Raw genomic sequence first — 22,959 nt, forward strand, 5'->3', positions numbered from 1 at the left:
GAAAATGGTTTAATCGGAAATTGAGTAGGAGGATAAAAGTCGCATGCTATTATAAATGAGATGCACTTTCGACACCTCGCGGAAGTATATAAATGAAAGAAGCCCTCAGAAAACTTTAAATTGGAAATAGAGGGAAAATTACTGATGGTTGAAATCAGACCAAAATGGGATTGAAAGAGCCTTTCAGCCCTAGTGTGAGTGTCAGGTTTACTCTTGTTGAAATCAGACCAAAATGGGATTGAAAGGTTTGTTAAGGGCTTTGATTTGCTCCTCGGTGGCTCTGGTTGAAATCAGACCAAAATGGGATTGAAAGTAAAGCAGTTCACCCCTGTTACTGGTTTAACTGCCTTGTTGAAATCAGACCAAAATGGGATTGAAAGGTATTTGAATCAATGAAAAGAAATCTTACCTCGTCGTTGAAATCAGACCAAAATGGGATTGAAAGAGTCTTCTGGATGGGTCACAAGGGAGACATCGAGGCGTTGAAATCAGACCAAAATGGGATTGAAAGTCAGCAAGGTTACGTCGGAGATCCTCGAAGAGGGTATCAGTTGAAATCAGACCAAAATGGGATTGAAAGCGAGGATTGCTGCCAAAGAGAGCGCCTCGTTCTTCGGTTGAAATCAGACCAAAATGGGATTGAAAGAAAGTGAACATGCTTAAAGAAATGCTGACAGAAATTGAGTTGAAATCAGACCAAAATGGGATTGAAAGAGCGAGGAAGAGCTTGACGAATTCTTCAAAAGCGGAGTTGAAATCAGACCAAAATGGGATTGAAAGTTGCATTTACATCGGCAGAATTGGTCTCGTCGGAAGGCATGTTGAAATCAGACCAAAATGGGATTGAAAGCGGTTCTCTTACGTACTCATGCGAGAAGTGAGACTCGCGTTGGTTGAAATCAGACCAAAATGGGATTGAAAGAGCAAGTCGTGAAACTGAGCAGTCAAAACAGATCGTTAGTTGAAATCAGACCAAAATGGGATTGAAAGTTTTCCCATACAATTACGACTTCGCCGGAAAAAAAGTTGAAATCAGACCAAAATGGGATTGAAAGAGCGAGTTCGACCACGTCGTAGGTCTGCTGTCGGCAAGTTGAAATCAGACCAAAATGGGATTGAAAGTGTTTGAAGTAGTTGAATACACCGTTGTGCTGTTTGTTGTTGAAATCAGACCAAAATGGGATTGAAAGAGAGGGAGTATTAGGGCCATACTGGCCGGAGTTGTGGTTGTTGAAATCAGACCAAAATGGGATTGAAAGATTCCAAATTGCGGAAAAAGATTCGAGGGCAGTTACTTCCCGTTGAAATCAGACCAAAATGGGATTGAAAGACGTCGTTTATTGCCGTAACGCTAACACCATACTCAAGAGTTGAAATCAGACCAAAATGGGATTGAAAGAAAGCCGTCCAGCGATTGTTTTCATCCGCACCGATAATAGGTTGAAATCAGACCAAAATGGGATTGAAAGGGTTTAGACTTCCAGCAGGTAAGACATTCAAGGTTCGTTGAAATCAGACCAAAATGGGATTGAAAGGAGGTAATAGCTGCGAGGGTCAAGCAGGTTTACGAGAAGTTGAAATCAGACCAAAATGGGATTGAAAGGAGCAATATTAGAAGAACTCATGGCCACTGGCGACTTCAGTTGAAATCAGACCAAAATGGGATTGAAAGTTACATATCCATTCACAGCACCTATGGCTGCCATCAAAATGTTGAAATCAGACCAAAATGGGATTGAAAGCTTCACAACCAGCCTGACCTCAATCTCTCCTCTCTCTTCGAGTTGAAATCAGACCAAAATGGGATTGAAAGCATGGACATTCAGGCACAGCCAGAGCAAAAGACCTTCGTTGAAATCAGACCAAAATGGGATTGAAAGTTCGTTAAGCTTTTCTCTAATTAGATTAACCGTTTTCGTAGTTGAAATCAGACCAAAATGGGATTGAAAGTTTGATGTGAAAACCGCCCCTAAGCTTCCCGTTCGTGTTGAAATCAGACCAAAATGGGATTGAAAGATCCTCACCGTCGGCGTGTCTTTCCCATTCAATTTCGGCGTTGAAATCAGACCAAAATGGGATTGAAAGCATCAGCTTATGCATGTAATAAGCGAAGCTACATAACTGCACGTTGAAATCAGACCAAAATGGGATTGAAAGATCTATGTAGAGAAGGTATCCGATTTCATAGACTGGAGAGTTGAAATCAGACCAAAATGGGATTGAAAGTATTTTTTTAAAAAAATATATAAAAAAGGAGGTGATGCGTTGAAATCAGACCAAAATGGGATTGAAAGCTGTTCATCCTGTTCGGAGTGTTGATTTACGCAATTCTCAGTTGAAATCAGACCAAAATGGGATTGAAAGTCGCTCTCTTGGTAGGTTACTTTGTCTTTACGGAGGTTGTTGAAATCAGACCAAAATGGGATTGAAAGCGGTTTCCTCGCTGATCCGACTCTTCAGCCATCGCTGTTGAAATCAGACCAAAATGGGATTGAAAGTAAGCGTCGCTGGGCGTCGCTCGGTGGTGGAACGGGTTAGTTGAAATCAGACCAAAATGGGATTGAAAGGCCAGGATAATTGAGCGTGTTGTAGAGTCTGCCGCTGTGTTGAAATCAGACCAAAATGGGATTGAAAGATTTCTGGTCGTGTTTACAAACTTAACGAACGCTACGAGTTGAAATCAGACCAAAATGGGATTGAAAGCCAGCATTGTTCCAGCCGCAGCCAAACCGAGAAGGGGTTGAAATCAGACCAAAATGGGATTGAAAGGCCGTTTTTCAGCCTCTTTGCCTTCATCCAGCATTTGTTGAAATCAGACCAAAATGGGATTGAAAGCCTCCTTTGGGTGGAGTTCCAATCAGGAACGTGATTGGGTTGAAATCAGACCAAAATGGGATTGAAAGAAAGAATGACCGAACACCTTAACCTCTCTATAACCCCACGTTGAAATCAGACCAAAATGGGATTGAAAGCTCTTCCCAACGTCACCCACAGATAACTATCTGGAGATGGTTGAAATCAGACCAAAATGGGATTGAAAGGTAACCATAACCTACAAGTGCGGAGTGCCCTTGCAGTTGAAATCAGACCAAAATGGGATTGAAAGTACTGCTCCCAGCACAAGGCAGCGCAGGCGTCGTGGTCTTCGTTGAAATCAGACCAAAATGGGATTGAAAGCCTACGGCCGCAAATCGGACAGAGCTTATCCATCCTGGTTGAAATCAGACCAAAATGGGATTGAAAGTTTGCATCTTCACCGGCATTGTCAGCTGCGAACTCTGAGTTGAAATCAGACCAAAATGGGATTGAAAGATAGCTCTCTGTAACTCACTTCTTCCCCATACCATGTTTCTAGTTGAAATCAGACCAAAATGGGATTGAAAGAGCATCTTCGTCTTCTTTATCCTCTTCAGGAGCTCTAAGTTGAAATCAGACCAAAATGGGATTGAAAGGAAGTTTGCGTTTGTTCCAGAAGTTTGTAGAGTGCCAGTTGAAATCAGACCAAAATGGGATTGAAAGAATGCTAATCGGATTCTCTGGTCCATCTGCAAGTGGCAGTTGAAATCAGACCAAAATGGGATTGAAAGTGCTTCATCTTTCTCCAACACTTCTACAATCTTGACTGTTGAAATCAGACCAAAATGGGATTGAAAGAAGACTACGACTCTTGGTAATCCATCGTTGCCTCTAATCGTTGAAATCAGACCAAAATGGGATTGAAAGGGAACCCCGTAACTGGCTGCCTTCACGGCTGCGATTACTGCTACGTTGAAATCAGACCAAAATGGGATTGAAAGATCAAGAGCCCATGCCGTCAGAGAATGCGTTGAGGAGTGTTGAAATCAGACCAAAATGGGATTGAAAGTCTGATTTTTCGGCAACAACAAACCTGAACTCAGAATTGCGTTGAAATCAGACCAAAATGGGATTGAAAGCCTTATCTCATCCTCAGCACCATAAGGCATTTGACCCTTGTTGAAATCAGACCAAAATGGGATTGAAAGCGAGACATTAACACAATTTATTGGGCATGTCCTGACGGGTTGAAATCAGACCAAAATGGGATTGAAAGGCAGACGACGTACACTACTGGGGCGTTGTCAAGGAACAGTTGAAATCAGACCAAAATGGGATTGAAAGTAAGAACATCTCATAAACTTGTGTTGGACTCGGTAGCTCCCAAGTTGAAATCAGACCAAAATGGGATTGAAAGGCAATGGCGACTTTTGCATAGGTGGCAAGCGTGGCAAGAGGAAAAAGATTTTCTAATTTTTTTATGAATGTAGATTATGAAAGAGACGATTCAGCTTGCTATAGGGGTGATGCTGTTGGCCATGCTCGGTTGCTACATCTACATTACTGAGTTCTATCACTACGAATCAACTGAAGAGAGCTCAAAAGCTGCGATTGAATATTTGAATCAGCTTAGAGCTCAGAATGGCCTGCCTCCTGTAAAGTGGAATAAAACTCTTTACGAGTTTGCGCTGGAAAGGCTTGAAGATATGCATGAAAGAGGCTATTACAGTCATTATGACCCTGTTACGCATGAGACGCTGATTTACAGATATGTTGAGGGGTATGTTGGAGAGTGTATCTTGAATGGTGTAAGAGGTACAAATCTTCTCTCCAATGGGCTTCAGTCATTATTTGGCTATGAAGAAGAAGCTATAGATATCTGGTCTAAAAGCACCATGCACAAACTCATTCTCACTGATAAACGCTTCACAGATGCCGCTGTAGCCTGCAAGTACGACATGTGTGTTTTGATTATGACGGGTGGTTGAGGTGTTCAGAAAAAAGAGGAAAAGTAAAAAACAATTGCTGCGATAATCGTTTTTGCCGGCGTTTTTTGAAATCAGACTAAAGTGGGATTACGTAAATTTATTTGTGGAAAGTGTGACAAGGAAACAAAACTCAGACCGACGAGAGTTTAAAACCGCCTAAAGCTCTTCTCCAGCAAATCCACCACCAAATTTATTCATTAAGCTTTAACCGTTTAAAAATCCCCAAACGCCCAAACCTTAAATACCAAACCGCCCATCGAGAACCAATGCCCCTCAGAATTGCAGTTGTGGACAGAGAACGCTGCCAGCCGAAGAAGTGCGGACAGGAGTGCGTGAAATACTGTCCTCGCGTCAGAACGGGAGACGAGACGGTAAAGATAGAAGACAAGGCCGTCATATCCGAGAATCTCTGCGTTGGATGCGGAATATGCGTCAAGAAGTGCCCGATGCACGCCATCTGGATTGTTGGTCTGCCAGAGGAGCTTGAGGGCAGGGAGGTGCACCGCTACGGCAAGAACGGCTTCGTCCTCTACAACCTCCCCGTTCCGAGAAAGGGCTATGTGGTCGGAATTCTAGGCCCAAACGGGACGGGAAAGAGCACGGCAATCAAAATCCTTTCGGGGCAGCTCAAGCCCAACCTTGGGAAGGAGGAGGCAAGCTGGGAAGAGATATTTGACAGGTTTGCTGGAACAGAGCTTCTGGACTATCTGAAGGGGATAAAGGAGGGGGCAATAAGAGTTAGCCAGAAACCGCAGTACATCGAAGCTATCCCTAAGGTTTACAGCGGTAAGGCGATTGAGCTGCTGAAGAGAGTTGACGAGAGAGGGATGCTCGATGCTGTGGTTGAAAAGCTCGGCCTTGCGGAGGCAATAAAGAGAGATGTGAAGGATTTGAGCGGCGGAGAGCTTCAGAGGCTTGCTATAGCAGCCTGCATCCTCAGGGATGCAGACTTCTACTTCTTCGACGAGGTTACGAGCTACCTCGACATATACCAGCGCATTGCCGTTGCGGGAGTGATAAGGGAGCTTGCTGCTGAAAAGACTGTTATGATAGTGGAGCACGACCTCGCCATCCTGGACATGCTTGCCGACTTCGTCCACATCACCTACGGTACTCCGGGCGTTTTTGGTGTCGTCACCAACGCGAAGGGAGCGAGAGTTGGCATAAACCAGTATCTGAGGGGCTATCTGGCTGAGGAGAACATCAGAATAAGGGACAAGCCCATCGAGTTCGAGGTTTTCCAGCCGAGGGAAAGTGTGGGGGAGAATATCCTTGTTGAATATCCATCCTTCACCAAATCCTACGAGGGCTTCAGGCTTGAAGTTGAGGGGGGAGAGATTTATCAGGGAGAGGTTTTGGGAGTTGTAGGTTCAAACGCAACAGGCAAATCAACCTTCGTGAAGGTTCTTGCGGGAGTAATTGAGGATGACGAGAAGAAGGTTGAGCTGGATGTTAAGGTCAGCTACAAGCCCCAGTATGTTAAGGCTGATGTAAACATGCAGGTTGGGATGTTTCTGCGAAGAATAAACCCCATGATTGACAGCTCCTACTACAAAACCGAGTTTCTCAAGCCCCTGATGCTGGAAAACCTCATGGACCGCTACCTAGACGATTTGAGCGGGGGAGAGTTGCAGAGAGTCGCCATCGTCGCCTGCTTGCTGAGGGAAGCTGACCTCTACCTCCTTGACGAGCCCTCAGCCCACCTCGACGTGGAGCAGAGGACTGAGGCTGCGAGGGTCATAAGGAGGTTTGCACTAAACACGGGCAAGAGCGTTCTGGTTGTTGACCACGACATCTACCTCATTGACATGGTGAGTGACAGGTTGCTGGTCTTCGAGGGGCAGCCGGGAAAGCACGGCATAGCGAGAAGGCCGAGGGGAATGAGGGAGGGAATGAACCTCTTTCTATCGAAGCTGGGCATAACCTTCAGGAGAGACGAGGAGACAAAGAGGCCGAGAGTCAACAAGCCCGATTCGAGGCTGGACAGGGAGCAGAAGGCTGCTGGGGAGTATTACTACTATTTCTGAATCAGAAAATCTTATAAGGATTGTCAAAAATTTTTTACATGAAACTTTTCCACAGAATCACCATCTCCCTCTCGGAAGACGACATGAAGCTCATCGAGGAGCTGAGGAGAGATAGCGGCGACAGCCTGAGCAAGATTTTCAGGGAGGCGATTCAGCTTTACTACAACCTGCTTAAGGCTTCGAAGGCTGCAGGGGTGGATTTCAGAAAGTATTTCGCAAACGCAACACGCCTTGCCTTTCACATTAACGGAGTTGAGCAGAAGCAGTTTGCGGTCATAGACAGGGAAATTTACAGAGTTATGCTGAAAAAGCTTCAGGAGAAGGTGCCGCCTGAGAGCATTGAAAGCGATGAGGAGTTCAGGTCTGCCGTTGCCGGGGTGGTGAAGCTTTTCGAGATTACGAGGGACAGGTGGAGTGAGTACACGGACGAGCAGAAGCTTGAGGAAATACTCACAACTATGGAGTTTGCCGGAGCCGGCACATTTGCCAGAGTGGGAGATAAAGAGTACATCTTCAACACCTATGCTGAGTCAACGGCCATAACCAAGCTTATAATTTCGTCGGTTTTGGCTTCCGCAGGCTTAAAGGTCGAGATAGACCACACTCCCGGCAAGATTTTCATAAGACTTTAGCCAAATCAAGTTATTTTAATCAAAAGTCAGATAATTTTGTTATGAACTGATTCATAACAGCTTTTATCTTTAGAAGGCCTATTTTCTAATTTGGAGGTGTTTAGATGGCGGATGTTAGAAAGGAGTTCGTTCAGGCCTTGGCAGACCTCGACGAGGCAAAGACCGTAGAGCTGACAAAGAAGAGAGTTGAGAGCGGAGAGGATCCATTCACCATTCTTGAGGACGTCAGAAAGGCTACGGACATCATTGGAAAGCGCTTTGAGGAGGGAAGGTACTTCGTCTCAGACCTGATAATGGCGGGAGAAATTCTCAAGCAGGTAATGGAAATCCTAAGACCGCTGCTGGGAGAGAAGAAGGCTGAAAGCAAGGGAAAGGTCGTAATAGGAACAGTTGAAGGAGACGTCCACGACATAGGCAAGAACATTGTCATTGCGCTGCTTGAGGCTGAGGGCTTTGAAGTTGTTGATATAGGTGTTGACCAGCCCCCTGAAGCCTTTGTTGAGGCTGCAAATCAGCACAATCCGGATGTTGTTGGTCTCTCAGGCCTGCTTACCGAAGCTATAGAGAGCATGAAGAGGACGGTTGAGGCCTTAAGAAAAGCTGGCTACAAGGGCAAGATAATCATAGGAGGAGGAAGGACGAGCGAGGAGGCAAAGGAGTACACGGGAGCAGATGACTGGGCGGACGATGCCGCTGTCGGTGTGAGGAAGATCAAGGCTCTTGTGGGGGTGGAGTAGATGAACGCTGAGCAGCTCATGGAGGAGAGAAGGCAGAGAATTGAGGACGTGGTAAAGGGGAAGGAGCCTGATAGGGTTCCAGTGACGGGTGCAACGACCGTCTGGCATGGAAGCTACGCTGGCTACACAGCCAAAGAGGTTCTCTTCGACTACGAAAAGTGCAAGGACGCATGGCTCAAGGTTGCAAAAGATTTCGACTTCGACTCATTCACCGTCGTTGGCGGCTTGGAGGGGATGATATACACCGTTGCGTTGCTTGAGCAGCCAGACATGTCTGCAGCAGCAAGATTCATCCTCGGCCCCACTCACCTCGTCTTGCAGGATGTGTACACCAGATGGCCGGGATACGAGCTCGAAGAAAACGCCCATCCGCAGTTCATCGGCAAGGAGATAATGAAGGTTGAGGAGTACGACCAGCTAATCGAAAACCCGCTTGAGTTCATAAACAAGGTAGCGATGCCGAGGATAAACAGAAAGCTCGCCAACGTTGGATCTGCAGAATACAACGCAGCACTTGCGAAGTATGGGGCTGAGCTGGCAAGATTCGGTGCGTTCATGGCCGATGTTTCGATGGAGCTCGCCAAGCTCGGCTATCCAACAATTCCCATGTCCTGGGCCTACGCCCCCCTCGACCTCATCAGCGACTTTCTGAGGGACATAAAGAACATGGTCATGGACCTCTACCGCTATCCCGACAAGGTCAAGGAGGCTGTTGAAGCGGTAAAACCCCTCATAATCAAAGCGGCCGAAGTATCAGCTCCTCCAAAAGAAATCAGAAAGCAGGTCTTCGGCACTGACGTTGTGGAGTGCTTCTACCCGCTCCACCTGAACGAGTATCTGAGTCCGAAGCTGTACAACGAGTTCTACTGGCCCTACCTCAACGAGGTTCTTCACAAGGTTGCCGACATGGGACAGGTGAACTTCGTGCTCTTTGAGGGCAGACACGATGCACACCTCGAAACGCTGTTAGAAGCTCCGAAGAAGAAGGTCGTCGGAGTTTTCGAGAAAACAGACCCAAGAAAGGTGAGAGAGGTTCTGGGAGACCACGTAATCCTCGTCTCAGGGCCTCCGAACTCTCTGCTGATAGGAGGCACACCGCAGAAGGTGGAGGAGTACATGAAGAGCCTTCTGGAGGACTGCAAGGAAGGCGGAATGATGATATGGCCGGGAGTTGATGGAGGTATTTCGAGGGATGCAAGGCCTGAGAATGTAAAGGCTGTGATCGAAGCCGTGAAGAAGTACGGAACTTACTAATTTTTTCTTATTTATGAACCAGTTCATAACAGCCTTTATTTAGCACTCATCTCTGCTTAAGAGGGGATTCGCGGTGGTAGAGCGAAGGCTGGTGTATCCGGTTTCAGCAGCAATACTGGCGATGTTTGCAATGTTCTCCCTCATCTGGAGCCAGTTCTACCCCTTCATAATGAAAACCTATTCGCTGGATGCAGTTTCTCCCGTTGCTCTTGCAGCGTCCTTCTCCGCTGCTGGAAACCTTCTGACACAGGTTCTGGCAGGTTTCATCGCAGACAGGCGCGGACCGAAGCCCACAATGGCTGTTGCAGGATTGCTCTACCTCGCAGGAACAACGATAATCTCCATGATGTTCTCCCACGCGTCCTGGGAGAATGCGAGGCTCTACTGGTATGCGGGGGCCCTCACAATAGGTGCCGGAATAGGGATGTACATCGGTACTCTTCCGGTGGTTATAAGCAGGTGGTATCCTGACGCTCCGGGAAAAGCTTACGGTATCGCCCTCTTCGGGCAGTACCTTTCTCCAGTTCTCATTTCGCCTCTTGCGGCCTACCTCATAACCAGCTACGGGCTGAAAGAGGCCTTCACTTTTCTTGGAGCTGCGATTTTCACAGTGATTTACATAATCGGTGTTGGAGTGTGGAGAACCCCGCCCAGAGAGATGGCAGCCACCTTCGCCAACGGTGGAAAGACCGTTTCCCTCAAGGAGTCAATAAGGGATTTAAGATTCTGGATTCTTTTCACTGTAATGTTCTCCACGGCTATCGGATGGTTTCTGATTATGATGAACATCGCAACTATAGTTGTGGAGGGGCTCGGAAAGGCAGGTCTGGATGTTGAGTACGTTGCCTCATCCTTCGTTCCGCTTTTCATGTCCGTAGCGGCGGTTGGAAACGCCCTTGGGGCTTACTTCTGGGGAGTTGTGAACGACAGGATGGGCGGGCCGCTGAGAACGCTCCCAATCGTTTACGCTCTCGCGGGAGTGATGATCTTTGCTTTTTACCTCAGCTACACCAGCCCCTCGCTCATTCTTCTGACGGGATGCCTGCTTTACTTCTCGCTCGCTGGGGAGCCTACAGTCCACTTTGCCGCTGTCCCGACCTTCTTCGGGAACGAGCACGTTGCAAAGCTAACCTCAATCCTTAACACTTCCGTGGCCTCTTCGGCCATAATCGGGCCGTTCATCGGTGCATTCATCAGAGATGTTTTAGGGTCATACTTCTTTTCGCTTGCAATTGCGGCAGTACTTCACTTCTTTGCTGTCGGCATTGTGTTGGCTGGAAGAAAATACGCAGGAGGTGGTGTTAATGTTCAGGTTCGAGAACCAGAAGGTGTTTGAGATAGGAGGAGTAAAAATAGGCGGAGAGGTTGGAGAGAATCCGACGGTGCTGATTGGAAGCATCTTTTACGGAAAGCACAAAATCGTAGAGGACGAGAAGAGGGGAATATTTGACAGAGAGGGGGCTGAGGCGCTAATCAGGGAAATGGAGGATCTGAGCGACAAAACAGGCAATCCGGGATTGCTTGATGTTGTGGGGATGAGCGAGGAGGCGATGATAAAGTACATCGACTTCGTTGCTGACGTCACCGACAGCCCCTTCCTCATCGATTCTGCCATCGCGGACATAAAGCTCGCAGGAGTTAAGCATGCAGATGAGGTGGGGCTTTCCGACAGGGTAATCTACAACTCAATCTCGCCCGAATCGAAAGACGCCGAGATAGAAGCGCTTGCTAACAGCAAAGTTGAAGCGGCAGTGGTGCTCGCATACACCTACAACGTTATCAGCAGCGCTGCAAGGCTTCAGGCTCTGGAAAAGGCCATGGCGAAGGTTGAAAAGGCGGGGATAACCAAGCCAATCGTTGACACGTTTGTAATGGACGTTCCGAGCCTTCCCGCTGCGGCGAAGGCGGCAATTGACATAAAGAGGAAATACGGGCTTCCAACGGGCTCCGGTGCGCACAACGCGATAGGAAGCTGGAAAGGATTTAAGAACATGTTCGGGAAGGAGGCGGAGAAGGCGGCGACAATCGTTGCTGTTACGATGCAGATCATCCTCGGCTCGGACTTCGTGCTCTACGGCCCAATTGAGGACTGCAGAGAGGTGTTCCCGGCGATGTACACAATAGACACAGCATACAAGTACTTCAGGCGCACGAAGGACTGGATAGAGATGGTCTGAAATGGTGTCGGTGACCTTCGAGCCGGTCGGAAAGAAGGTTGAGGATGAGCCGGACACAATACTCGAAATAGCGAGGAGGAACGGAGTTCTCATCAGGTCCGACTGCGGAGGCAAGGGAGTTTGCGGGAAGTGCAAGGTTGTCGTGGTTGACTACAGGGGAAGTTTGAGCGATATTACCGATCATGAGAGAAAGCACCTGATCGAGGAGGAGATAAGCAAAGGATACAGGCTTGCCTGTCAGGCGAGGGTTGAGGAGGGCAGGGCGACGATTTTCATACCACCGGAAAGCAGGCTCGAAAGGAGGAAGGTTGCGGGGCTTACGATAGAAAAAGAAGTCGAGCTGAATCCTGCGGTCAGAAAGGTTTACGCGGAAATTCAGCCTCCGAGCATTGAAGACCAGCTTCCCGACTACGACAGGTTGACGAGGGCTCTGGGAGACTTCAGCCTCGATTTGGAAACGCTATCCGAAATGCCGAAGCTTTTGAGGGAGGCTGAGTGGAGGGTAACGGCCACCTTCTGGAATGGCAGACTCATTGACCTTGAGAAGGGAGACGTTAGCGACAGGTGTTACGGCGTGGCCGTTGACGTCGGATCGTCCAAAATCATCTGCCACCTCGTCGATTTGAAGAGCGGTGAGACCATCGCAACTGGCTACTCCGACAATCCGCAGGTTGCGTACGGAGAGGACATAGTTTCGAGAATAACCTACGCCTCGAAGTCCGCTGAAAACAGAAAGAGGCTCCAGACGGTTGTCGTTGAGACCGTGAACCAGATAATAGCTGAGCTCTGCAACGAAAGCGGTGTTGACTTACGGCACGTTTACGAGGTGATGATTGTTGGCAACTCCGTGATGCACCACCTGTTTTTCGGCATCGAACCGAGGTTCATCGGTGTCTCTCCCTTCACTCCCGCCGTCAGGAGGGGTGTGAGCTTTCCAGCAGAAGATGTTGGGCTGAGAATCAACAGGAAGGGATACGTGAGCTCACTGCCTCTCGTAGCGGGATTTGTCGGTGCGGATGCGGTTGCAAACATTGCCATAACAGGAATACACAAAGCTGAGGAGATTTCGATGGTTATCGACATCGGAACGAACACCGAGATTGTCATCGGCAACAGAGAGAAGCTTGGTGTGTGCTCTGCCCCTTCTGGTCCAGCTTTTGAGGGAGCCCACATCACCTTCGGCATGAAGGCCATTAGCGGGGCGATAGACAGCGTGAGAATTGAGAGGGATGAGGTCATATACACCACCATCGACAACGCCAAGGCGAAGGGGCTGTGCGGAACGGGGCTTATCGACCTCATCGCAGAGCTCTACAGGAACGGAATAATCAACAGAAACGGCAAATTCGTAAAGGACCACAGCAGAATAATCGTTGATGGGGTTCCTAAGTTCGTCGTTGCCAAGGCGGAAGAGACTGAGTTCGGAAAGCCGATAACGGTGAGCGAGAAGGACATAAACGAGCTTCTGATGGCCAAAGGGGCGATAAAGTCGGGATGGATGATTCTTTCGGAAAGGTTGGGGATTGAGCCCGACAAAATCGAGAGAATTTACCTTGCCGGATCCTTCGGAAGGCACATTAACGTCGAAAATGCGAAGGTCATCGGGTTGCTGCCCGACATACCTTCGGAGAAGATAACCTTCGCCGGCGACACGGCAGTTGGCGGAGCGAAGATGGCTCTGAAATCGGTCAGAGTGAGGGATGAGATGGAAGACGTTGTCAGCAGGCTGAATTACGTAGAGCTTTCGGTTGAGAAGAACTTTTACAGCGTTTTTGTTCGTGCAATACCAATTTAATGTCAAATTTGTTTTACATCAAATCATTTATTTTTTTGAGTCAATTAACCTTAATAGAGTCATTTTTCATCTTCTCCAAGCTTCACGGAGGTGATACCTTGGAAGAGTTCGTTCAGGCCTTGGCAGACCTCGACGAGGCAAAGACCGTAGATCTGACAAAGAAGAGAGTTGATAGCGGAGAGGATCCATTCACCATTCTTGAGGACGTCAGAAAGGCAACTGACATCATTGGAAAGCGCTTTGAGGAGGGAAGGTACTTCGTCTCAGACCTGATAATGGCGGGAGAAATTCTCAAGCAGGTAATGGAAATCCTAAGACCGCTGCTGGGAGAGAAGAAGGCTGAAAGCAAGGGAAAGGTTGTGATAGGCTCGGTGGAGGGTGATGTCCACGACATAGGCAAGAACATTGTCATTGCGCTGCTTGAGGCTGAGGGCTTTGAAGTTGTTGATATAGGTGTTGACCAGCCCCCTGAAGCCTTTGTTGAGGCTGCAAATCAGCACAATCCGGATGTTGTTGGTCTCTCAGGCCTGCTTACCGAAGCTATAGAGAGCATGAAGAGGACGGTTGAGGCCTTAAGAAAAGCTGGCTACAAGGGCAAGATAATCATAGGCGGTGGAAGGACGAGCGAGGAGGCAAAGGAGTACACGGGAGCAGATGACTGGGCGGACGATGCCGCTGTCGGTGTGAGGAAGATCAAGGCTCTTGTGGGGGTGGAGTAGATGAACGCTGAGCAGCTCATGGAGGAGAGAAGGCAGAGAATTGAGGACGTGGTAAAGGGGAAGGAGCCTGATAGGGTGCCAATATACGCTTCCACTTCTCTGCTTTTTCACGTAAGGTACGCTGGCTACAAGGCGAAAGAGGCTCTGTTCGACTACGGAAAGTTCAAGGAGAGTGTTATAAAGACGGCAAAAGACTTCGACTTCGACATTATGAGGGCTTCATACGGCCTTGAGGGCATACTCTTCGTTCTTGCCTTCCACAACGCTCCGGAAATAGCCAAAGGTATGAGGTTTCTCACCGCCCACTACCACAAAATTCTTGGCGACGTTTACACCAAGTGGCCGGGAATGGAGCTCAGCGACGACGCGCATCCGCAGTTCATTGGAAAGCCCGTCATGAACGTTGACGAATACGATGCATTTACAGAAAATCCGCTTGAGTTCATAAACGAGGTTGCCCTTCCGAGAGCCTGTCAGAACATGAAAAGCGCCGCTGACAGAAACGCGGTGATAGCGAGGCTTGGAGCGGAGGTTGTTAGATACACAAACACCATACAGGAGCTGGGAAGGGAGCTTGCAGAGCTTGGCTATCCTTCTTTCGCCACATCCTGGAGCTACGCTCCGCTCGACCTCATCGGCGATTATCTGAGGGATATCAAAAACGTGGCCATCGACCTTTACAGAGTTCCAGAGAAGGTTAAATCCGCCACAGAGGCCGTAACGCCGCTTTTCATCGAGATGGCGGAGAGGACGGGCATGCCGCCAAAGGTGGCAAGAGAAATCTTCGGCAGCGATGTCGTGCTCTGCTTCTACCCCCTCCACCTCACCGAGTACCTGAATCCGAAGCTGTACAACGAGTACTACTGGCCCTACCTCAACGAGGTTCTTCACAAGGTTGCCGATATGGGGCAGGTGAACTTCGTGCTCTTTGAGGGCAGACACGATGCGCACCTCGAAACGCTGTTAGAAGCTCCAAAGAAGAAGGTCGTTGGAGTTTTCGAGAAAACCGACCCAAGAAAGGTGAGAGAGGTTCTCGGAGACCACGTAATCCTCGTGTCAGGTCCTCCGAACTCTCTGCTGATAGGAGGCACACCTCAGAAGGTGGAGGAGTACATGAAGAGCCTTCTGGAGGACTGCAAGGAGGGCGGGATGATGGTCTATCCGGGTGTGGACGGAGGTATTTCGAGGGACGCAAGGCCTGAGAACGTTAAGGCTGTGATCGAAGCCGTGAAGAAGTACGGAAGGTACTGAAGCTGTTGGAGGTGAAACAATGGGTGAAAATTCGAAGTTTCTTCCCTGGATGGTTGCAACTGGAGCGATGCTGGCTTTCACGGTGAGGTGGCTGCACTATCTCTATTCCTTCACCGCTCCGCAGATTATGGACGAGTTCGGTGTTCCTGCTGCGACCGCCTCGCTGATGGTTACCGCGAACTCCATAGGTATGGTTGTTGGAGGGTTTTTGATAGGCGTTCTCTGCGACAAAATAGGTGTGAGGGTAACTCTGAGCATTGCCGCAGTTGTGGTGGGTGTTTTCACGATTTTCGTCGGTTACGCCCAGAGCATATACATGGCCATTGTGATGTTCGGAATTGCGGGGCTTTTCTCCTGGCTTAGCTCCGCATTTCCGAAAATTGCGAGAGCTTGGTTCCCGCCTTCGCTGTATTCCACCGCAAACAGCTACATGTTTCTCGGCTTCAGGCTGTCGGCTCTGTTCATGGGGCCTGTGGTTGCATCAATAGTAATCACAAGCGGATGGAGGAGCGCCTGGATTGACATGGGTATTCTGTGCATTCTGATGGGTGTTCTCGCCTTTGCGCTCATAAGGGACAAGAAGGATGTCCAGGTTGAGCAGAGCAAAGTTTCGGTAGGGGAGGTTTTCAAATACAGGGACGCGTGGATTCTCTTCGGAGCCTACTCGATGTGGCTTATAGGCTGCGTCATGTACGTGGTCTTCACCATAACCTACCTGCAGAAGGGACTTCAGCTCGACCCGATGACATCGGGCTGGCTCTGGAGCCTGCTTCAGCTCGTCGGAATAATCTCCATGTACACCCTGCTGCCCCTCTCCGACCTGCTCGCTTCCAAGGGCATAATCAGCAGAAAGAACTTTGCGGGGATAATGTTCCTTGTGGCATCCGTGGCGTTCTTCATCTTTGGATCGCTGAAGCCCGGAATGCCGATAACCTACTACGCAGCTTCCATCGTGCTGGTGGGGCTTGGAGCGCTGCTATTAACCACGATACCAGCACCGCTTATTTCCGAGCGCTTCCCGCCGAACATCGCAGGAACGGCTACGGGCTTCATAACAGCAGTTGGGCAGTGGCCCTTCATAGTGATGCCGCCCATCGCGGGAATGCTTGCAGCCACCTACGGATGGGGCTTCATCTACCAGGTTTCGGCTCCCTTCATAGCCATAGGCGGGATGATTCTGATACTCCTCATGAAGCCCCCGCAGAAGGTCTCAGCTTAATCACGACAAATCATTTTATAAAATTTTTTTTAATTAACTTTTTGTTGTTAATTAATTATTTATCAGGATATTTTTTCTGAACAAATGGTGGTTGTATGGAGGCGAGGGATTCGGTAATCTATTTGCAGACGGCCATTGTGGGAGCGATGCTTTTCGCGGCGTTTGCGAACAGCTGGAGAGCTTTTCTGTACCTCGCTGCTGTGAACATCTCTCTTTGGCTGTTTCTCGGACTCTATCGAGAGGACAGGGCGAGGTTTGCGGCGGTGTTCAGTCTGATCGTTCTGGCAATCATGCTCGTAGGAAAGACGCTGATTCTTTACTACTACGACGTTTACTACGGCAGCATTCCAGAGTTCGTGGCCGGAATGCATCCGGGGATGTTCGTGATGGTGGTGATGTTCTTCGTGCTCTACATAGTACCAGTGGGATACGCTCTGTTCTTCGACAGGATTCTGCCGGAGGACGACTGGAAGAAATTCGTTGAAAGGTATCGGTACGAGGAGGGGTAGAATGGCGGACACGATTACGGTTTCGATAGTTCTGGCATACTTCGTCGTAACGCTTGCCCTCGGATTCTTTGCTGCGAGAAAAATCAAAACGGCGGAGCACTACTACGGTGCGAGAAAGCTCTTCGGGATGTTCGTCACAGCCGTTGCGGTTTTCTCAGGAATTGCGAGTGCGTTCACCTTCATCGGCGGTCCGGGACTGGTTTATCCCATGGGCGGGACGGTCAACTGGGTGATATGGACTCCGGTAATCTCCATGCCGCTGATATGGTACCTGCTTGGCAAGAGAATCAAGCTGATAACCGAAGCGAGGCCGGTGGCAACTCTCCCGGACTTAACTGCAGCGAGATTCAAAAGCGATGCTGTGAGGTTCCTAACAGCCGTCGCCCTGATTTTCGGCATAATCACCTACCTCGCCGGAAACGTGATGGGCGCGGGTCTTGTCCTAACAGACATGCTCGGAACTCCGCTTGAGCTTTCGATTGCCATTGTTTTCGGCATAATAATGCTCTACACGGCCTTCGGAGGAATGGTCGCGAGCATTCTGACGGACTTCTTTCAGGGGCTCGTGATGATGGTTGCTGCCATTATCTTCGTGGTCTTCATCCTGATCATGACGGGTGGGGTGGAGAACCTCTTTGCAACCATAGCTGAGAGCAATCCGAGACACATCGACCCGATTGGAGTCGGCCCGATATGGCTGGGAATCATGGGATGGTGGTGGGCCCTCAACATCGGCTCATCTGTCCAGCCCCATGCAGTGACGAAGTTCTTCGCTCTGAAGGACTACAGAGACCTGAAGTGGGGAGCGCTCGTTACGACAATAGCATGGACACTCGCCTGCCTCATGTGGTTCTTCGGCGGCTACGCTTCCGTCTGGGTCGTGATAAAGGGGCTTGCAGAAGCTCCGGCGAGAAGTGATCAGGCGATTTTCGGAGTTATCGCCCAGATGCCCGTCGTTCTCAAAGCCGTAATCTACGCCGGCGTCCTTGCTGCGATAATGTCAACGGTGAGCGGCTTCATATCCATGGGCACTGCAGCAGTTGTGAGAGACATCCCGACGGCGATAGGAAAATCGCTGAGCCAGAGGGGGCAGATTCTCTGGGGTAGAGTCGTGACCGTGATTCTCACCGTTGTGGCGGCGCTTTTCGGCTACTACGGCGGCTACGTTGTGGGCATACTCGTAACGCTGGGTCTCGGCTACTTCGCATCTATGCTCTTCCCGCTGCTGGTGATAGGTCTTAACTGGAAGAGGGCAACGAAGGAGGCTGCGATAATCACAACCGCCCTGACAGTTGCGATGAACCTTGGATTTCTGGTTTATGAGAAGGTCCTGAGCATGTCTCTGCCCTACGGACTGCCGGGATACGGTGTAACCTTTGCTGTCGGGATAATTACGATGGTTCTGGTCTCGTTAATCACGAAAGGCGCTGCACTCGATGACATGGATGAGGACATAAGGGCTGCAATGAGCCTTTAATTTTTAACTTTTCTTTGTCAATTATCGTTATTAAAAAGAGAACTTACTGGTATTATGGAGTCTTTTGAAAAGCTCCCCTGGCCGTATGAAAGGCTTGACCCGCAAAAAATTGCGGACAGGGCATACGAGAGCGCTTTTGAAGGATACTGCATGTATGGTCTTGTGAACGCCGTCGTCGAGGGGCTTTCGGAGAGTGTCGGTGAGCCTTGGAAGAGCTTCCCATCGAAAGTTACCTTCTACGGGCGTGGGGGAGTTATAGGATGGGGGTCAACCTGCGGACCGCTGAACGGAGCCGCGTTGATCAGCTACCTTGTTCTTGAGCAGACGGATGCTGATGAGGTGATAAACGAGCTCTACATGTGGTACTCCACCACACCGCTGCCCAGCTACACTCCGAAGGAGGCTCTGATTCTCGACATTGAGAACAGGCCCGTAATCTCCGCCGCTCCGCTCTGCTACACCAGGTCGATGAACTTCAGCCTAAATACCGGCTACAAGGTTCTCTCGCCAGAGTTCTTCGAGCTTGAGAACAGGGTTGTTGCCGATGTGGCGAAAAAATTCGTAGAACTCCTTAACGCAAAGTTCGACGGCTCTTTCAGGCTAAGCTTTGAGGTTACGGAGCTGAAAGGCTCTGCGAACGTTTTGAGGGCTGCGGAGTTCGTAATGTACCGCTCCCTCCCTCAGCTTGAGATTCCGAAGTAGGAGGTGATGGTTTTGGAGATAAGGAACGTTGCCGTTATAGGCGCCGGCTCGATGGGGCATGCAATTGCCGAGGTTGTTGCAATACACGGATTCAACGTGAAACTGATGGACGTGAGCGAGGATCAGCTGAAGAGGGCGATGGAAAAAATTGAGGAGGGGCTCAGGAAGAGCTACGAGAGAGGCTACATTTCAGAAGATCCTGAAAAGGTGCTGAAAAGAATTGAGGCCACAGCTGATCTAATAGAGGTTGCAAAGGATGCGGACCTCGTCATCGAAGCAATTCCGGAGATATTCGACCTCAAAAAGAAGGTTTTCAGCGAGATAGAGCAGTACTGCCCTGACCACACAATATTCGCCACCAACACATCCTCTCTGAGCATAACGAAGCTCGCCGAAGCCACCAAGAGACCGGAGAAGTTTATAGGAATGCACTTCTTCAACCCTCCTAAGATTCTGAAGCTCCTCGAAATAGTGTGGGGAGAGAAGACGAGCGAGGAAACAATAAGGATTGTGGAGGACTTTGCAAGAAAAATCGACAGAATAATCATACACGTCAGGAAGGACGTTCCGGGATTCATTGTAAACAGAATCTTCGTCACGATGTCCAACGAGGCTTCTTGGGCTGTTGAGATGGGTGAGGGAACAATCGAGGAGATCGACTCGGCGGTCAAGTACAGACTCGGCCTTCCCATGGGACTTTTCGAGCTTCACGACGTTCTTGGTGGGGGCAGCGTTGATGTGAGCTACCACGTCCTTGAGTACTACCGCCAGACTCTTGGAGAATCATACCGCCCGTCTCCACTATTCGAGAGGCTTTTCAAGGCCGGCCATTACGGAAAGAAAACCGGTAAGGGCTTCTACGACTGGAGCGAGGGTAAAACAAATGAAGTTCCCCTGAGGGCGGGAGCAAACTTCGATTTGCTCAGGCTCGTTGCTCCAGCAGTAAACGAGGCGGCATGGCTGATAGAGAAGGGCGTTGCGAGTGCGGAGGAGATAGACCTCGCCGTTCTGCACGGGCTAAACTATCCGAGGGGATTGCTGAGGATGGCAGATGATTTCGGCATAGACAGCATCGTGAAGAAGCTGAATGAGCTTTACGAAAAGTACAACGGGGAGGAGAGGTACAAAGTCAATCCGGTTCTGCAGAAAATGGTTGAAGAGGGGAAGCTTGGCAGGACGACTGGCGAGGGATTCTACAAGTATGGTGACGGCAACTACGAGTTCGTAAAGGTTGAGAAGGAAGGGAAAGTAGGGGTTCTGAAGCTCAACAGACCGAGGAGAGCCAACGCGCTCAATCCAACCTTCCTGAAGGAGGTGGAGGACGCTCTTGACCTGCTGGAAAGAGATGAGGAGGTCAGGGCAATCGTGATTGCTGGAGAGGGTAAGAACTTCTGCGCAGGAGCGGACATAGCGATGTTCGCTTCAGGAAGACCTGAGATGGTCACGGAGTTCAGCCAGCTCGGACATAAAGTATTCAGGAAGATTGAGATGCTCTCCAAGCCCGTAATCGCCGCAATTCACGGTGCTGCGGTTGGTGGGGGATTTGAGCTGGCGATGGCTTGCGACCTAAGGGTGATGAGCGAAAGGGCGTTTCTCGGCTTACCGGAGCTTAACCTCGGAATCATTCCGGGGTGGGGAGGAACGCAGAGGCTGGCCTACTACGTCGGAGTTTCGAAGCTGAAAGAGGTCATTATGCTGAAGAGGAACATAAAGCCTGAGGAGGCGAAGAACCTCGGTCTGGTTGCCGAGGTCTTCCCGCAGGAAAGATTCTGGGATGAAGTGATGAAACTCGCCAGGGAGGTTGCGGAGCTGCCGCCGCTTGCAGTGAAGTACCTCAAGAAGGTAATAGCTCTCGGCACGATGCCGGCACTTGAGACGGGCAACCTTGCCGAGTCGGAAGCTGGTGCGGTCATTGCCCTGACAGACGACGTTGCTGAGGGAATACAGGCCTTTAACTACCGCAGAAAGCCTAATTTCAGGGGGAGGTGAGATTTTGAGGAATGTTGCAATAGTGGGAGCAGGGATAACGAACTTTGGCAGAAGGGAGGCAAGCTGGAAGGACCTTGTGGTTGAGGCTGGCAAAGCGCTGTTCGACGACGTTCCGAACCTCGACAAAAAAGACGTTGATTCATTTTTCATAGGTGCAGCCCAGCCCGAAAGGTGGACATACCAGACTCACGTCGCGCCGCTTGCTGCTGAGCTGCTCGGAATAAAGCCGAGGAGAGTTGTTGCCAGAACCGAATCAGCCTGCGCGAGCGGTCAGATTGCAATAAGGTACGCATGGCTCGCAGTCGCTTCTGGGCTGAGTGACGTTGCCGTGGTAGTCGGGGTTGAGAAGATGAACACCAAGTTCATGAATCTAAGCCAGACCAGCATGATGAACGTCGGAAACAGGGAGTTCGATACTGCAATGGGTCTGACGGCCCCACCATACTTCGCAATGGTCGCCCAGAGGCACATGCACCTCTACGGCACGACTGAGGATCAGATGGCTTTGGTAAGGGAGAAGGCTGGAGAGTATGCTTCGGCCAATCCCTACGCACAGTTTCAGAAAAAAATCAGCAAGGAGGACGTTCTTAACAGCAGGATGGTTGCCCCGCCTCTCAAGCTCCTCGACTGCAGCGGAATTACCGACGGTGCTGCTGCTCTGCTCATAACCACCGAGGAGAAAGCGAGAAAGTTCACCGACACGCCCGTATGGATTCTCGGAGGGATTCAGAGAACGATGGCCAACTCAATCAACGAGATGGGTGAGATGAGCGACTGGCTGTCGCTGCGATACCTGGCGAAGGACGTTTACGATCTCTTCAACATCACTCCCGACGACATAGACGTTGCAGAGGTGCACGACTGCTTCACCATCAGCGAAATCATGGAGTACGAGGAGCTCGGATTCTGCAAGAAAGGAGAGGGCGGAAAGTTCATTGAAGAGGGGCAGAGCTACATCGGGGGAAAGGTGGCGGTGAATCCCAGCGGAGGACTGCTGGCCAACGGCCATCCTCTCGGCGCCACGGGAGTGAGGCAGGCGTGGGAGATGGTCATGCAGTTCAGAGGAGAGGTGCCTGATAAGAGATACGTCAGCGGTGCGGAGCTTGGCCTTGCCCACAACCTCAGCGGAATGGCGCAGTTCCACCACATAATGCTGTACAGCCTGAACAGGCCGAGAGAGGTTAAGTTCGGGAGGTGATAGGGTGAAGGAGCTAACAGTTCCTGACACAACTCCCCTGCTGCCCATCGTTGACCCCTTCGAGCAGCAGGATTCTGAAGGTCCCGACTCGACAAAGGTTTACCCCTTCTACAGGAACCTCGCTGAGGGGAAGCTCACCATGCAGCGCTGCAAGAGCTGTGGCAGAATCTTCTATCCACCTCAGGCAATGTGCAAGCACTGCAACAGCACCGATTACGAGTGGGTAGAGGTGCCGAAGAGGGGTAAAATCCACGCCTTCAGCGCTCTGCTGCTTGGATTTCCGATGGTAATTGAGGAGTTCGCTCCTTTCGTAATTGCAGTGGCGAGGTTTGGGGACTATCCTGAAAACGGAGTGCAGATTGTCGGAGCCATGTTCGACGTTGATTACAGCGAGCTGAGCATCGGCGACGAAGTTGAGTGGGAAATTCTCAAGATAAAAGGGCCTGGAGATAAGGTCAGATACTGGTACCACTTCAGGAAGGTGTAACA

At 49.9% G+C, this 22,959-nt stretch carries 17 protein-coding genes and 1 CRISPR repeat array; all 17 genes read left to right on the forward strand.

All coding sequences use genetic code 11. The features are described from left to right. Positions 1 to 147: 147 nt before the first annotated feature. Positions 148 to 4,213: a CRISPR direct-repeat array (repeat unit 30 nt; unit sequence GTTGAAATCAGACCAAAATGGGATTGAAAG). A 76-nt stretch (positions 4,214 to 4,289) separates the two neighbouring features. Beyond that, positions 4,290 to 4,784: a CAP domain-containing protein gene (locus tag AF_RS00005; RefSeq protein ID WP_010877517.1), complete on the forward strand. Its 495-nt coding sequence runs from the start codon at positions 4,290 to 4,292 to the stop codon at positions 4,782 to 4,784. A 266-nt stretch (positions 4,785 to 5,050) separates the two neighbouring features. Continuing rightward, positions 5,051 to 6,811: a ribosome biogenesis/translation initiation ATPase RLI gene (locus tag AF_RS00010; protein WP_010877518.1), complete on the forward strand. Its 1,761-nt coding sequence runs from the start codon at positions 5,051 to 5,053 to the stop codon at positions 6,809 to 6,811. A 38-nt stretch (positions 6,812 to 6,849) separates the two neighbouring features. After that, on the forward strand, positions 6,850 to 7,443 hold the full coding sequence (locus AF_RS00015; RefSeq protein WP_010877519.1) for a ribbon-helix-helix protein, CopG family: 594 nt from the start codon (positions 6,850 to 6,852) through the stop codon (positions 7,441 to 7,443). Positions 7,444 to 7,547: 104 nt separating this feature from the next. Then, complete coding sequence (locus tag AF_RS00020; protein ID WP_010877520.1) at positions 7,548 to 8,180, forward strand: corrinoid protein; 633 nt, start codon at positions 7,548 to 7,550, stop codon at positions 8,178 to 8,180. Next, entirely contained in the window at positions 8,181 to 9,434 is a 1,254-nt protein-coding gene (locus AF_RS00025; RefSeq protein ID WP_010877521.1) for a uroporphyrinogen decarboxylase family protein, read from the forward strand. A gap of 73 nt (positions 9,435 to 9,507) precedes the next feature. Next, the gene (locus tag AF_RS00030) at positions 9,508 to 10,770 is read left to right on the forward strand and encodes an MFS transporter (protein WP_010877522.1); all 1,263 of its coding nucleotides are present in this window, start codon (positions 9,508 to 9,510) and stop codon (positions 10,768 to 10,770) included. Continuing rightward, positions 10,739 to 11,611, forward strand: a complete 873-nt coding sequence (locus AF_RS00035; RefSeq protein ID WP_010877523.1) for a tetrahydromethanopterin S-methyltransferase subunit H family protein — start codon at positions 10,739 to 10,741, stop codon at positions 11,609 to 11,611. The genes AF_RS00030 and AF_RS00035 overlap by 32 nt, the downstream gene beginning before the upstream one ends. Position 11,612: 1 nt before the next feature. Continuing rightward, on the forward strand, positions 11,613 to 13,406 hold the full coding sequence (locus AF_RS00040) for an ASKHA domain-containing protein (RefSeq protein ID WP_010877524.1): 1,794 nt from the start codon (positions 11,613 to 11,615) through the stop codon (positions 13,404 to 13,406). Next, positions 13,406 to 14,125 (forward strand): corrinoid protein, encoded by a 720-nt coding sequence (locus tag AF_RS00045; RefSeq protein WP_010877525.1) that lies wholly within the window; start codon positions 13,406 to 13,408, stop codon positions 14,123 to 14,125. Before AF_RS00040 ends, AF_RS00045 begins: the two co-directional genes overlap by 1 nt. After that, positions 14,126 to 15,376: a uroporphyrinogen decarboxylase family protein gene (locus AF_RS00050; RefSeq protein WP_010877526.1), complete on the forward strand. Its 1,251-nt coding sequence runs from the start codon at positions 14,126 to 14,128 to the stop codon at positions 15,374 to 15,376. Positions 15,377 to 15,395: 19 nt separating this feature from the next. Beyond that, a complete protein-coding gene (locus AF_RS00055; RefSeq protein WP_010877527.1) occupies positions 15,396 to 16,595 on the forward strand; it encodes an MFS transporter in 1,200 nt (399 codons plus the stop codon). A 95-nt stretch (positions 16,596 to 16,690) separates the two neighbouring features. Continuing rightward, positions 16,691 to 17,104, forward strand: a complete 414-nt coding sequence (locus tag AF_RS00060; protein WP_010877528.1) for a hypothetical protein — start codon at positions 16,691 to 16,693, stop codon at positions 17,102 to 17,104. A gap of 1 nt (position 17,105) precedes the next feature. Next, positions 17,106 to 18,581, forward strand: a complete 1,476-nt coding sequence (locus tag AF_RS00065) for a sodium:solute symporter family transporter (RefSeq protein ID WP_010877529.1) — start codon at positions 17,106 to 17,108, stop codon at positions 18,579 to 18,581. 54 nt (positions 18,582 to 18,635) lie between these two features. Next, positions 18,636 to 19,283 (forward strand): C-GCAxxG-C-C family (seleno)protein, encoded by a 648-nt coding sequence (locus tag AF_RS00070; RefSeq protein WP_010877530.1) that lies wholly within the window; start codon positions 18,636 to 18,638, stop codon positions 19,281 to 19,283. A 6-nt stretch (positions 19,284 to 19,289) separates the two neighbouring features. Further along, positions 19,290 to 21,272 (forward strand): 3-hydroxyacyl-CoA dehydrogenase/enoyl-CoA hydratase family protein, encoded by a 1,983-nt coding sequence (locus AF_RS00075; RefSeq protein ID WP_048064152.1) that lies wholly within the window; start codon positions 19,290 to 19,292, stop codon positions 21,270 to 21,272. Between the two features lies 1 nt (position 21,273). Then, positions 21,274 to 22,470, forward strand: coding sequence for a thiolase domain-containing protein (locus AF_RS00080; protein WP_048064582.1), 1,197 nt, complete (start codon positions 21,274 to 21,276; stop codon positions 22,468 to 22,470). Between the two features lie 4 nt (positions 22,471 to 22,474). After that, the gene (locus AF_RS00085; protein ID WP_010877533.1) at positions 22,475 to 22,957 is read left to right on the forward strand and encodes a Zn-ribbon domain-containing OB-fold protein; all 483 of its coding nucleotides are present in this window, start codon (positions 22,475 to 22,477) and stop codon (positions 22,955 to 22,957) included. Positions 22,958 to 22,959 lie beyond the last annotated feature (2 nt).

It is taken from the genome of Archaeoglobus fulgidus DSM 4304, assembly GCF_000008665.1.
Classification (GTDB): Archaea; Halobacteriota; Archaeoglobi; order Archaeoglobales; family Archaeoglobaceae; genus Archaeoglobus; species Archaeoglobus fulgidus.